Origin of the sequence: Sulfobacillus thermosulfidooxidans DSM 9293, from assembly GCF_900176145.1 — a bacterium.
Classification (GTDB): Bacteria; Bacillota; Sulfobacillia; order Sulfobacillales; family Sulfobacillaceae; genus Sulfobacillus; species Sulfobacillus thermosulfidooxidans.
This window is the reverse complement of record NZ_FWWY01000001.1, coordinates 305,728-318,276: the sequence shown is the minus strand read 5'-3', so window position 1 is coordinate 318,276 and position 12,549 is coordinate 305,728. Positions and strand designations below refer to the sequence as shown.

Genomic DNA, 12,549 nt, shown 5'->3' with positions numbered 1-12,549 from the left:
AGGAAGGACGGATTTTGACGCACACACCAAAACACATCGTTGCCGCGGCTGCTTACGTCACCAATGATCAAGGTCAGGTACTCTTGGTGAAAACCTATCACCGCCAAGACACGTGGGAATTGCCTGGGGGACAAGTGGAGGAAGGGGAAACCCTAGAAGAAGCTGTCATTCGCGAAGTGGAAGAAGAAAGTGGAATTGTCATGGCGATTACGGGCGTTAGTGGCGTGTACCAGAACACCCAGAGTGGGGTGATGGTCATCATGTTCGTGGGGAAGATGATGAGCGGGCAGCTTCGCACCTCCGAAGAGACCCAAGCTGTACAATTTGTTGACCCTTCCCCGGAAGTGTTTGAAAAATTGATTACACGGCCTCATTTCTTGTCTCGGACCTTGGATGCGTTTTCCGGACATCTTGTTCCTTTTCGGGCGGCGTGGCCGTGTACGGCGGCGGAGCGCCCCTCTCAATGAAGTAAAGGTCCGACGCCTGGGGCAATCAACAGGCTTAAGCAAATCATCATGATAATGGTGGCGCTCCAGTGGGATTCGGGACCGTAGGGATAGCCCTCAATCAGCCGCTCTTTGGGTGAGGGAAGAAGAGGCCGGGTTTTTTCACCGCTAATCGTAAAGCCTGTCAGCCATTCCATGGCGTTCCATCCAAAATGAGCAACGACGGCTGATAAAAATCCCCACCACCAGAAAACGACGCCTAAAATCAGGCTGACGAGAATGAGATTCATGGTGGCCAAAAATGATAAGGGGCCATTGTGCCGGTGGGCTACAGTAAATAAGATCACGGAGAGGGCAAAGGCCGGGCCTAAGCCCATGATGCGGTGTCCTTCACCGATCAAGAGCCAACGGAAGATGCCTTCTTCGATAACAGCCATGATGAAGATCAAGACCAAAAGACGGGCCAAGGCACCGGGAGATGGGCGGGGACTTGGTACCTGCACGGTAATGCGTTCAGAACGTTGGAGAATGGCCCACACGCCAAGAAACGCTACAATGCTGCCAACAAAACTCCATACAATCGCCATGGAGGCAAAACTCCTTATCTGTGTGTCTTCATTCAAAAATTTTTGGTGTGACCGGGTTTTGATCCCTTTTGGAAGCCGCCACGACCCGCAATGAAATCGATCATCTTCGCACCATGCTCCTTGGCAATGTGCGCGTTCGGGCCGTAAAGGCTCTTCCACGAAAAATATTTGGGGTAGTTAGCGCCTTGATTCGCCCTCTTCCATAAAAGCACGATAAAACATTGAGACGGGTTCTGGCAAGAAAGTTCGCGCCGTGCTGTTCTTTCGATTTTTCACCGCTCACTCTATAATGACGAAGAGATGATGATTGACGGGATTAGACTTCGTCTTTTCGTATCCCATGAGAAGGCTTTATCGAACATCACGAGAAGGGAGCCTCACTGACGTGCAATCCTTGGAACATATTACATGGGAACGCATTGCCCAAATACCCGCACCCGGCATGCAGTTCCCCATTCAATTACGTTTTAGCCCAGATAATACCTTACTAACATATTTATACAGCCCTTCCAGATCAGCTCAACTGTCCCTATGGGCTTTGGATTTAGCCAGTCAAGAGCCCCGCCAGCTAGCGGGAGAGACACCCTTGGAGTCCCGCACCTTGGAGGAAGAATTACGGCGGGAACGCCAACGCATACCATGGGAAGGCATTACCACCTATCAGTTCGCGCATCAAGCGGCGGACTATGTGCTCATCCCGCACTCGTCCTCGCTCGAGGTTCTTAATGTTAAAACCATGGAAAGGGATGTAATCGAGCCATTACAGGGTGTCGACGATCCGTATCTAACTCCCAAGGCGCAAAGCATTGTGTATGTGCGCGAACGTTCTTTGTGGGTTTTTGATCTCAAAACGCGTCAAGAACGTTCCCTTATGTTGTCAGAAGATCCCAAGACCCATTATGGTATCGCCGAGTATGTGGCTCAAGAAGAGTTTGATCGGGCCCACGGCTTTTTTGTCAGTCCGGAAGAGACATGGATTGCCTTTGAAGCAGTCAATACGGCTAGCATTCCTGAGTATACGATTTTACACATGGCGGATGATCCGGTGTTCTTGGAACAGCATGCCTATCCCTTTGTGGGACAAGCTAACGCCGTGACTCGTCTAGGGGTGATGCCCCTGGTAGGGGGAGAGGTTCAGTGGATTACGTGGGAAGAATTTGGCGAGTGCTACTTAATTGATGTGCATTGGCACACTGAGCAGGAAATGATTGTGCAAATTTTGACGCGTGATCAAAAAAGCTTGATCGTTTTGGGCTATAACCCAGTAGAGCAATCACGGTCTGTGTTGTGGACGGAAACGGCACCCGATTGGATTAATATCACTCATGACCTGATTGTCCTTCATTCAGGCGACATTTTAACAACTAGTGAAAATAATCCCGATGGCTTTCGCCATCTTGTGATTCGAAGTCGGGATTCTCAGGTGCGGTGGATTACCCAGGGTCCCTGGATGGTAACGGAAATTGTTGGGGTGAGCCCCGATGAACACTCTGTGATTATTCAAGCGACTAAAGAATCACCCCTTGAACGACATATTTACCAAGTGGACCTCTTATCGGGTGAAATGACCCGTTTGAGTGAGGAGCCGGGTATTCATAAGGCCGTGGTGTCGTCTGATTTTCGGTGGATGATTGATCAGGTCTCTTCCTTATCGATGAGTACCAAGACGGTGTTAAAACGCCTCGGTGACTCGAATTCTACAAAACCGGTTCTTATCGGACATGCCCCTGTAGAGGCCAACACGCTTCATGTCAAACCACCAGAACTGGTGGCGATTGACCTGGAGGACGGGACCACGTTGTATGGTGCGGTTTACCGACCTGATCATATTGAACCTCATACTAAAGCGCCCGTAATCGTTTCCGTGTACGGAGGACCTCATGCGCAACTGGTCACCAATACCTGGGCATTAACCGTGGATCTGCAAGCTCAATATTTTGCCCAGCAGGGATATTTTGTCATCAAAGTGGATAACCGGGGAAGCGCCAACCGTGGTAAGGCATTTGAACAGGCGTTGTTTCACCGCTTTGGGACCATTGAACTCGATGATCAAATTGCGGCATTGAACTGGATCCATCAGCACTATCCCACGGACCCGACCCGGGTTGGGATTTATGGGTGGAGTTACGGGGGATATATGACGTTAACGGCGCTCATGAAAGCTCCTGATGTGTTTAAGGTGGGGGTAGCAGGAGCACCTGTGACGGATTTTCGGCTTTATGACACAGCTTATACAGAACGATATATGGGCACCGACGAAACAAATCATGCTGGCTATGAGCAAGCTTCCGTGCTCAATTTTGTCCCGGAACTTGAGGGAAAATTACTGGTTATTCACGGGATGATCGACGAAAATGTTCATTTCCGGCATACAGCGCTATTAATTGATGCCTTGGTAGCTAACCACAAAGATTTTTCGCTACTGGCATTACCGAAAACGCGGCATATGCCGCGAGGCTTTGATGTGCTTTATACCATAGCAAGAAAGCGTAGCGAGTTTTTTGAAACCTACCTCTAACCTTGATATGCGCTACCAGGGCAAATGAGAGGGATGATAAGGCCAGGTTCCTTGAGGCATAGTTCCCCTAGTTGGTTTCCCACTTTGACGCTATGGGAGAGGAAATGATGTTTGCCCCTATGGGTTTTGAAATGATACCCAACTATTTTTACCAAAATGGTTGGGTAATTCTTCATTCATCGCATTGGTCATATAAAGAGGCTTAAGTGGTAGGCCATGTCCCGCGTCTTGGCTCTTTTTATGTTTTCCCATCGAGGAACTGAACATATCTGTCAGGGGGATAAAGATGAAGACGGGTCGACGCGGGATTTTAAAAGGGCCCATGATATCATGAGGCCAAAACCGAGGGTCGCCAGGAGTACTATGAGATGGACAGCCGGTTTTTGAACCATGATCTCTAATAGGGAAGCGGCCAAAATGCTGCCAATATAGCGGAATGTGGCGTAGATACCGGAAGCAGAGCCGGCAGCCTTTAGGTCTACCGATTCTAGGACAATAGTTTGCATGGCGACATTGCCAATTCCAGCGCCCATCCCCGCGATCAATAAGCCGATAATCAGAAATGCCCAGTGATGATGAGATGGCAAAAGCTCATACCATCCGGTAACAATGAAGTCTAAGAGAAAACTGGTCATGATGAGAAAGCGCCTATCCCGAATCACACTCAAGCGGCTTCCGAGCCACGACGTCCACGACATGACCAAGGAAAAGAAAAAGAGTAATCCACCAATGGCTGGCATGGCAAAGTTGAGGTTCCTGAGAACTATGGGAACATAGAGCAGCGTGCTATACATGAAGAAATTATTAACGAGGTTGGCCAGATTGGCATAACGAAATGCAGGCTGACGAAAGAAGGGCAAATAGACGATGGGTGCCAGCACATGGTGTTCTACCCGAATAAAACTCATCAACAGAATGAGGGCTATAACGGCCCACAAAAGGCGAAGCCTCCCCATGGCCAAAGAGGTTTCAGGCATCGATAGCGCGAATAAGGCCAAAAATCCAGCCAGGCTCAGGGCGCCAAACACGTCGATAGGAGGCGCTTTTTTCCTGAGGAGATCTTTCGGCAGCACCAGCGCGCTCGCTACGAGGGCACTGCCAATCATCGGCACGTTTACCCAAAACATTGCTGGCCATCCGCCCAGTTGGATGAGGAGGCTGCCCAAAAAAGGACCCGTCGCGGCTCCTAAACCTTGAGCCATGCCAATCAGTCCTAGATTGTGGCGTAGGGAGTCTTCGTGAAAACTATGGCGGGCCATGGCTATAGCATTCGGTATGACCAATGCTCCGCCCAACGCCTGACCCAGCCGTGCGGCAATTAATGCTGGGAAATCGGGGATCAGGGCTCCTATGACAGAAAATAGTAGAAACAGCCATAGTCCGAGATTCAAGAGACGCTTGGAACCATATAGGTCTCCGAGCTTGCCAGAAATAGGCTGCACCGCGGCCATGATGATGAGATAGGTTGTGACGATCCATACCACCGATGACAAAGATGTGGAAAGACTTTGGGCAATCGGATCCAATTCGGTGGCAATCATGGTGGAATTCAAGGGGATGAGGATGCTGGCCATGATCAGCGCGGTGAGAACGCGGTATGGATGACGAACTTCAGCCATCGATTATGGCGGTACCCAGCGTCCCATCCACCAGCACCATATCGCCATCGTGAAACACGTGGGTGGCATTACGTGTTCCCACAATACAAGGAATTTGGTATTCCCGAGCGACAGTGGCCGCGTGTGATAGGATGCCTCCGGTTTCGGTAATCACGGCCCCTGCAATGCCAAAAAGTCCTGTCCACGACGGTGCGGTACTGCGGCATACCAAAACATCGCCTGGCTGTACCTTGAAGAACTCATGGGGGCCATGGATGATGCGAACTGGTCCCTTGTAGCGGCCACGTGATGCGGCAAACCCGCGAACTTCTCGTATTAGGCCTTCCAGACCCGGGGAGCCTTCGCCAAAGACCCGTACAGATAATAAATCCGGGTCTCTTGGTGTTGTCGGCACAATTCCTAAGTGGGGCGCGGGCGTCGTTTTCAGTTGCTGTTGGTAAAGGTCTCGGCGCTCAGCTATCACAGCCGAGGGATTTTGGGCATCTGAGTCCATTAGTTGGGAGATGACTTCATCCACGTAGAGAAAAAAGATATCATCGGGACGAGATAGCACTCCTTTTGCTTGAAGATGTTTGGCCACATTAAGACATAGTTGGCGAGCCCGAGCCGGTAACATGGCATCAATGTAAAAATGGTGGTCCTCATCAATGGGCCAAGCATCAAGCGCATCGTGATAAGCCGCGAGAAACTGAGATCGCGTAGATGCATCAGCAATCTGCGCGAGAGTATCGTTGAGGAGCCGGTCGCGTTGTTGAACGACATGTGTCCAGTGCTGATCAAAATCAAAATCCTGTTCGACATAGCCCTTAATAATGGTTAAACAGTAATGGGGACGTTCGGTCCAGGTCTCATCGACGAACTCATGGGAATTGACAGAACGCCAGCCATAGACCTCAAGAAAGTTGGCGAGGCTTTGCCGAAATGATTCGGTGTCGGGATCGTCTTGTAATGCTGTTTCGATGTCAGGAGCCTTAAGAGCTCGCAGCACACTGGCCTCGGTTTTGGCTTCTTGCGCCAAGAGCCATAAGGCGCGGTCAGTTTCCAGTGATTTGTTCATAACGCCTAATAACAATTCATAGGCATCGGTGGCGTTGCGAGAAGGAAATGCTTGGTGGTAAATTTCTTCAAAACGAAACCCCGCGGCCATGCGTGGCACCACAATCCGAAAATGCCATTCCCAAAACGTGTGGTAAATCTCTTGTAAGCGGGTTAAAGCGTGGACGGCCGAACGGTCATCCAGGGGGCGCTGTGCCCACTCCATAATCTCCTGGTGGAGGGGCATTAAAACGGAGTCGACGATGTGGTTCAAATGTTTGCGTTGTTGGCCCATATAAGGTTGTAATGCCTGATGATGATGATGAAGCACCTCTTCTGGGTCACCTGCCAAAGGGATGACGGCCTGATAATAATAGCCATCATGAACTTTGCCGACAAATTGGCGAACGGGGCCTTTGAGGGCAGCCATGGCGCCCTGGGTGCCTTGAGTGAGAGCAGGAATCATATACGAGGCAAATAAAGGGGTTAGCGGCCGGCTAAAGTGTAGGCCGTCTTGGACCCAAAAATGTTCGGCTAAGTCTTGAGATGATAAGTGAATATCGCTTTGAATACTCATATTTGTCCTCCTAAGATAACCTCTCAGCTCATGAGTTTGTGAGACGGTTAGAATTGGGTGACACTCACTGGGCGCATTTGCAGGCAATATAGCGTATGATCGGCCAGAGCCCATTCGACATCGATGGGATAGCCGGCAATCTGCTCCAATTTGCAGGTCAGCTGGTAAATTTCTTCGACCTCATAGGGCGTTAAAGAAAAACGGGTTTGACAGTCGATGGGAGTGTCTAGGATGTCGGTTCCCCCATCGTCTTTTAGGCGCATCCAATATTCTTTGAACCCCATAATCTGATTGACATGTCCCGTGGTTTTGTCAATTTCAAAGACGTCAGGAGTGACGGTACCGTCCACAATCACTTCGCCTAACCCATATGACGCATTGATCACGACCTGGTTATCACCGGTCACGGGATGAAGGCTGAAGCTAACACCAGAGACATCGGCATGAACGAGGTCTTGAACAATGACGGCCATGGAACTGGTCTTTAAAGAAATGCCTTGCTTTGTGGCATAGCTCTGTACGTGGGCGTGGGTCATTGAACTCCAACAGTGTTTGATGGCATCAAAGACCTCGGCTCGAGAGACACCTAACAAGGTGGCATATTGGCCGGCGAATGAGGCCTCTTTTGTGTCCTCGAATAGTGAGGAAGAGCGTACCGCTAAGCGTCCATGTGGGGGCAAATCTTGTAGTCCCTGATGAATTGCCGCTTGCATTGACGAAGAAAATTGTCCTTGAGTAATCATCTGAGGCATATTGGGATGATCAATTTGGAGATCATTGTCTTGAAGAAATTGGTGATACAGAGTTGTCGTAACGACAAACGCTTGGGGAATCACAATGTGATGAGCCATTAAGTCGTTGAGTGCTGCAGCTTTGCAGCCAATTTCTTCAAAAGGATGAGGTTTTCCATTTAACAAGCGGATATACATTGTTTACACCTCAAACCATCAATATCTTAGTCAAAAACAACTTATTGCAAAAAGTAGTTAAAGATATTTTAATAACATCGCTATAAAAACTTGAACAAAAAAGAATCAAAAGAACTAGCAATAAAGATATTATGAGAAGGGAAATTTTTTAGTTCAAGATATTTCTTCAAAGAATTTGGGTTTTCCGCAACAAATTTTTCGCTGATACCTGGCAGGAGGACAGCACCTACAGGCTTTAGGACGCATAGGTAATTGAAACGCATGACATTTTCTGTTCTGCGTTAAATCCGGTCCAGATTAGGCTTTAGCAAACACACCTTATATCCGCCGCTTGTAGGATTTTTATCACGATGATTCGTCTTTAGGGAGAATGCTAGAACTGTTTTCCGAAAAATCTGCTAAAATAAGCGTAACCCGTTGGAACACGTGCTTGTGGACAAGTAGGAGGGATGACATGAAATCCTGGCAACGTCCTAATTTTGTACTCATTTCTCGAATGGTTTTGGTGCTTATCGGCATTATGGCCCTCGATCTCTTTTTTGTCTGGTTTATCCATCATGAGTTGCAATGGCCGTGGGGGTTTGAAGTGGGTGTGGGATTTATCTTAGCCCTCGTCATGCTTGGCGGTGGGTGGGCTGTCTCTCCGCGTCTGTTTATGGGCTCTGCAGAACCACTAGGACCCGAATGGCAACAGAGGGTAGAACGGATCGCGTTTTTGGCCGATATTCCGGTCCCTGTCTTATTTCAAATATCCTCTCCCCTTGCCAATGCCTTTACAGTGCGTTCATGGACGGGGAAAGGCTATGCGATTGTGGTGACCGATACCTTATTGCATAGTCTTCGGACCGATGAGTTTGATGCGGTGATTGCCCATGAATTGGCGCATATTGCGCATCACGATATGACCATGATTGTTATTGCCGGGAGCTTAAACTTGGTTCTCAATGCGTTGATGCAGCGCTGGTGGATTTTGGGGAACTTATTGTCCTTCCGCCAATCCAACAATAATCCGGTGGGATTAGTGATGGCCGGGATTACTTTAACATGGGCTTTTAGTACACTGCTTACGCGGTTATTTTCGCGATACCGGGAATTGGCCGCGGATGAGACGGCCAGTGTGCTCCTTGGCAGTCCCTTGGGCTTGATTAATGCCTTACAAAACTGTGAGACAATCAACCGTCACTATGTGATGACGCAGTTAGCTCGTCCACGCCATAAAAAACGGCCAATTTTACCTAGGGATTTGCGTACTGTAGAAGCCGCGCAGTTGCTTGGATTTATTTGGACGGGTGTGAGCAAGTGGTCGGCATTGGCCTCTCATCCCTCTACAGACGAACGTATTGTCCGCTTACAGCGCTATTGGGAGTAATCGGTGACAAAACGTTTTTCGGTTTCACGCAATTCATCCTCGGCGTGCAGTGTCCGAAAACAGCCATAGGCTAAACGAAATAGTTCATCCGCTTGCTTAGGTAGGTTTTGTAAGAGGGCGACATCACCGAGATCACGGTATAATCGTCCTGCGAGGTAGATACTGGGAATGGCGTGAGCTAGTGCCAGGGCTTGATGAAACAAATAATCAGCCTTAGCTAAGTCACGGTCGAAAATATGGTAGCGGCCCAATTCTTCTAAAATGGTTACTTGACCGATGCGGTCATTATGCTCACGGTAATATTCCAGACACTCTATCCACAGTTGGTGGGCTTTTTCCGGATCCTTGTCAAAAATCATGATGCCTAAATTTTGTTTAAGCGGGACGCTCTGATAATGGCGAAAATGTTCACTGAGTTCTAGCGTCTTTTCTGCCAGTATAGTGGCTTGTTCCGCAAAGCCCTGACGGAATTGAATCCAGCTCATACCCATCATGGCGTCAATTTGGCGCGCGATATCCCCCATTTGTTCGGCCAATTGTTGGGCTTCTTGGTATTGATTAAAGGCTTCGTCTAATTGTCCTAACCGGAATAATGTCGATCCGAGAGCGATCAATGTTCGTAAATATAAAGACAGAAAGCGCTTGTGTTCTCGGGCTCTGGCTAGAGCGGTACGGAAAAATCGGGCAGCTTGTTTAAATTCTTCGCCACTAAAACAGACACTCCCTAGGTAATAGAGAGTTTGAACTTCCTTTTTCCGGTCGTTTAAGCGTAAATAGGTCCATAACGCGTCTTGCAAAGCATCATAGGCTTTGTCGACATCATTCTGATAGGCGTAACAGCATCCGAGTTGGTAACGGGCATCGGCAATCAAGGATTCAGAATGGGTCAGTAAGCTCGTCTTTACAGCGTCTTGGGCCAATTCGAGGGCCTTAGCCGGCTGATTGTGTTGTAAGGTGGTCTGCGATTCGCGAATGAGTTCTTCGGCCTTCTTTTCGATATCATGATGGCTGAGAAAAAAATCGACAGGCCGATTAAGTCGCTTAGCCAGATATTCCAGCGTTTCGCGGGAAGGGATGGAGGATCCCGATTCAATCCGGCTAATATAGGCACGGGACAATTGATGACCGGCTAATTCGGCCTGTGATAAGCCTTGTTGAAGACGCATTTGCCTAATTCGCTGACCCAGGGACATTGTTTTGACCGATAGTTCGGTCCTTCCCCCTTTTTGCTGGCAATGGTCCGGAAGAGCCCGGATAAGATGGTTGTTTTTCTATAAATTGATACAAACGCTGTAACTAGATGTTACATAACACAAGTATACCGCGTTCAGGTATAAAGAGGGTAGATGAGGAGGAGTTGCATCATGAAGCATTGGCAGCTTGTCACCGTGATTTCCTTGATATTACTATGGATGGCGACTTTTAAACCCGCGGATGGATATATTCCTACCCCTTCTCCGATTACCGACGTCTACCACATGGTGCTGTAAAGAAAGGCGATTCATGTCCACTATCTTATGTATCTTATTGTTGTGCTGGGCACTCAGCGCCACCATTATGTGGCGCTATAAAGCGAATATCATGCGTAAACTGCTAATGACCTGGCAAGAGCAGGCCTTACTGAGCGTGCGTATGACCCAAATTCGTGCACAAGCGCTCATTACGATATTGCGAGCGGGGAACTTGCCATCAGCACAGCACATTTTGACATTGTTAGATGGTTGGCAAGCCGATTTGCAATATATTCCTTTCAGCGACTTCCGGGGTCACATGTTTGCCTTATTTCAAGAATTAACCGAAATAGCTTTAGCCCAACCTGCTGGAATGTTTACGATGAATGCGCGTATTGAGAGTGTGCTAGGGGCCGCCCAAAGGGCTTTGAGAGAAGACGTCATAGGGTGTCAAGGCTTGATTCAAACAATGACCATGCATCAATTTAATCGGTTATGGATGAGTGAACATAACTGGACTTTGCCGCACGTGGATCGAGAACCTCGGACAAGCTTTCCTTTTGATCATCCTCATTCTTTAAGCTAAGCAAGAGGGTTTAGCTTAATTTTTGGGTCCAAAAAAATAACCGACCGTAAAAATCGGAAACAGATAAATCTTGTAACCCATCAAGAATGCGGGCCTCAGGAAAACCGGCGTTTACGAGCGCTTGTTGAATTTCATTGACAGTATAGGCTCTTTGGGTGAGGTGAACGTCACGGCGGATCCATGCCTCTTGATGTTTGACAAAAATGGCGGCGTCAAATGACGCAATCCGGGTTTTTAAGTCGTAGTGGGCCGAAAGTGCGGCGACGTGATCGGGGTAGATGAGGGCATTTTGAGATGTCCAGCGGGATTCATATTTTTGGACGGTATTCATATCAAAAAAGAACAGGCCACCGGGAACTAAGGCTTCAAAAACACGAGAAAATACCTGTTGAAGATCATGAATGTGCATCATATGATTGAGGCTATCAAAGAGAGACACAATTACCTGAGCGGGTTGGTCTAGCTGAAATTCCCGCGCGTCTTGGCATAACAATGTGGCATCACTGGCATTTTGATGGGCCCATTGCAGCATTTCCTGAGAATTATCAATGCCCGTGACCCAATATCCTTCATCAAGCAAGCGCCGGGCCATCTTGCCTGTGCCACAGCATAAGTCGACAATATGACAGCCTTTGGCCGCATAAGGCAGAACAAAGTTCTGAATGACTGGCCACACCCGATCGGTAAAATCATCCCAATGTTTGTGATATAACCAGGCGAAATCGTCGTAGCCGCTCTCTGACATATTTTCCCCCTTGATGGACGGTATGTTTTGGCTTTTATTGTCCATGTTATTGAATGACATCATATATTAAGATAGCACCGAAGCCATGTGAATATCTGGGGAATTGCCTTATACTCTGTAAAGAAAGGATAAGGATAAAAGAAACATAACGCAACGAGAGTAATAAAGGCAACGAAAAAAAGAGTTCGACGACGAATGAGAGCAGGAGGATTCCTTCGCCATGACCCGGCAAGATGCCGCTGACCTTTTAGGGATACCGGTGAATGCATCACCTGAGATGATAAAACAAGCCTACCGGAAACAATGTGGGCGTTTACATCCTGATGCTGGGGGTGAATCGTCGCAGTTTCAATTGTTGACGCGTGCGCGAGATATTTTATTGACTCCCCCTCACCACAACCCAACACCTCGGGTTGTAAATGCGGGTGCGCCCTCGTTATTTCCTTTATGGTCATATCCGTTGAGAATTTTAAAGGCGTCGATCAGACAGCCATCTTTAAGACCTAGGGCCATGAGAACATGGCTGATGGTCATAATTGGGATTCCCCTGGCCTATTTGCTGCTTAAAGAACTCTTCGTACTAGCTATTGTTCCCGTGCTCTTCATCCTGATCGTGGTGGCGTTTTTAAAACGATCGTCATAGTTCTTAAGCATCTAGTGTTCCCGACTTAAAAGGCGTATAGTTTA

At 48.2% G+C, this 12,549-nt stretch carries 12 protein-coding genes; 6 read left to right on the top strand and 6 right to left on the bottom strand.

Annotated elements, in window-relative coordinates; all coding sequences use genetic code 11:
* Window positions 1-14: 14 nt before the first annotated feature.
* Window positions 15-467 carry an NUDIX hydrolase gene (locus B8987_RS01750; protein WP_076006596.1) on the top strand — a complete coding sequence of 151 codons (453 nt, stop codon included), beginning with the start codon at window positions 15-17 and terminating at the stop codon, window positions 465-467.
* Here the strand turns inward: B8987_RS01750 and B8987_RS01745 are convergent.
* Complete coding sequence (locus B8987_RS01745) at window positions 461-1,033, bottom strand: CPBP family intramembrane glutamic endopeptidase (RefSeq protein ID WP_084660840.1); 573 nt, start codon at window positions 1,031-1,033, stop codon at window positions 461-463. The two genes, B8987_RS01750 and B8987_RS01745, sit on opposite strands and share 7 nt — an antisense overlap.
* A 385-nt stretch (window positions 1,034-1,418) precedes the next feature.
* On the opposite strand from B8987_RS01745, the gene B8987_RS01740 reads away from it, so the two are divergent.
* Complete coding sequence (locus B8987_RS01740; protein WP_020376214.1) at window positions 1,419-3,551, top strand: S9 family peptidase; 2,133 nt, start codon at window positions 1,419-1,421, stop codon at window positions 3,549-3,551.
* 272 nt (window positions 3,552-3,823) lie between these two features.
* Here the strand turns inward: B8987_RS01740 and B8987_RS01735 are convergent, their stop codons facing one another.
* The 3 genes from B8987_RS01735 to B8987_RS01725 are packed head-to-tail and all read right to left on the bottom strand — an operon-like array spanning window position 3,824 to window position 7,711.
* Window positions 3,824-5,170: an MFS transporter gene (locus B8987_RS01735; RefSeq protein ID WP_020376212.1), complete on the bottom strand. Its 1,347-nt coding sequence runs from the start codon at window positions 5,168-5,170 to the stop codon at window positions 3,824-3,826.
* Window positions 5,163-6,782: a PEP-utilizing enzyme gene (locus tag B8987_RS01730; RefSeq protein WP_040767891.1), complete on the bottom strand. Its 1,620-nt coding sequence runs from the start codon at window positions 6,780-6,782 to the stop codon at window positions 5,163-5,165. The genes B8987_RS01735 and B8987_RS01730 overlap by 8 nt, the downstream gene beginning before the upstream one ends.
* A 47-nt stretch (window positions 6,783-6,829) precedes the next feature.
* Window positions 6,830-7,711, bottom strand: coding sequence for a PEP/pyruvate-binding domain-containing protein (locus B8987_RS01725; protein ID WP_026040774.1), 882 nt, complete (start codon window positions 7,709-7,711; stop codon window positions 6,830-6,832).
* A 454-nt stretch (window positions 7,712-8,165) separates the two neighbouring features.
* Between B8987_RS01725 and B8987_RS01720 the strand changes: the two genes are divergently transcribed.
* Window positions 8,166-9,080 (top strand): M48 family metalloprotease, encoded by a 915-nt coding sequence (locus B8987_RS01720; RefSeq protein WP_020376211.1) that lies wholly within the window; start codon window positions 8,166-8,168, stop codon window positions 9,078-9,080.
* On the opposite strand, the gene B8987_RS01715 is transcribed toward B8987_RS01720, so the two are convergent.
* Entirely contained in the window at window positions 9,068-10,273 is a 1,206-nt protein-coding gene (locus B8987_RS01715; protein ID WP_020376210.1) for a helix-turn-helix domain-containing protein, read from the bottom strand. The two genes, B8987_RS01720 and B8987_RS01715, sit on opposite strands and share 13 nt — an antisense overlap.
* A 171-nt stretch (window positions 10,274-10,444) precedes the next feature.
* Between B8987_RS01715 and B8987_RS20100 the strand changes: the two genes are divergently transcribed.
* Both B8987_RS20100 and B8987_RS01710 read left to right on the top strand, forming a co-directional pair.
* Window positions 10,445-10,570 carry a hypothetical protein gene (locus B8987_RS20100; RefSeq protein ID WP_020376209.1) on the top strand — a complete coding sequence of 42 codons (126 nt, stop codon included), beginning with the start codon at window positions 10,445-10,447 and terminating at the stop codon, window positions 10,568-10,570.
* Between the two features lie 13 nt (window positions 10,571-10,583).
* A complete protein-coding gene (locus B8987_RS01710) occupies window positions 10,584-11,117 on the top strand; it encodes a hypothetical protein (protein ID WP_020376208.1) in 534 nt (177 codons plus the stop codon).
* 10 nt (window positions 11,118-11,127) lie between these two features.
* On the opposite strand, the gene B8987_RS01705 is transcribed toward B8987_RS01710, so the two are convergent.
* Window positions 11,128-11,862, bottom strand: a complete 735-nt coding sequence (locus tag B8987_RS01705; RefSeq protein ID WP_020376207.1) for a class I SAM-dependent DNA methyltransferase — start codon at window positions 11,860-11,862, stop codon at window positions 11,128-11,130.
* Between the two features lie 220 nt (window positions 11,863-12,082).
* Here B8987_RS01705 and B8987_RS01700 point away from each other — a divergent pair, with 220 nt between their 5' ends.
* Window positions 12,083-12,505 carry a J domain-containing protein gene (locus B8987_RS01700; RefSeq protein ID WP_020376206.1) on the top strand — a complete coding sequence of 141 codons (423 nt, stop codon included), beginning with the start codon at window positions 12,083-12,085 and terminating at the stop codon, window positions 12,503-12,505.
* Window positions 12,506-12,549 lie beyond the last annotated feature (44 nt).

Excerpts from the sequence above, each read along its gene's own strand:
- B8987_RS01745 (WP_084660840.1), bottom strand. The coding sequence starts at position 1,033 with ATGGCGATTGTATGGAGTTTTGTTGGCAGCATTGTAGCGTTTCTTGGC.
- B8987_RS01735 (WP_020376212.1), bottom strand. The coding sequence starts at position 5,170 with ATGGCTGAAGTTCGTCATCCATACCGCGTTCTCACCGCGCTGATCATG.
- B8987_RS01730 (WP_040767891.1), bottom strand. The coding sequence starts at position 6,782 with ATGAGTATTCAAAGCGATATTCACTTATCATCTCAAGACTTAGCCGAA.
- B8987_RS01725 (WP_026040774.1), bottom strand. The coding sequence starts at position 7,711 with ATGTATATCCGCTTGTTAAATGGAAAACCTCATCCTTTTGAAGAAATT.
- B8987_RS01720 (WP_020376211.1), top strand. The coding sequence starts at position 8,166 with ATGAAATCCTGGCAACGTCCTAATTTTGTACTCATTTCTCGAATGGTT.
- B8987_RS01715 (WP_020376210.1), bottom strand. The coding sequence starts at position 10,273 with ATGTCCCTGGGTCAGCGAATTAGGCAAATGCGTCTTCAACAAGGCTTA.
- B8987_RS20100 (WP_020376209.1), top strand. The coding sequence starts at position 10,445 with ATGAAGCATTGGCAGCTTGTCACCGTGATTTCCTTGATATTACTATGG.
- B8987_RS01710 (WP_020376208.1), top strand. The coding sequence starts at position 10,584 with ATGTCCACTATCTTATGTATCTTATTGTTGTGCTGGGCACTCAGCGCC.
- B8987_RS01705 (WP_020376207.1), bottom strand. The coding sequence starts at position 11,862 with ATGTCAGAGAGCGGCTACGACGATTTCGCCTGGTTATATCACAAACAT.
- B8987_RS01700 (WP_020376206.1), top strand. The coding sequence starts at position 12,083 with ATGACCCGGCAAGATGCCGCTGACCTTTTAGGGATACCGGTGAATGCA.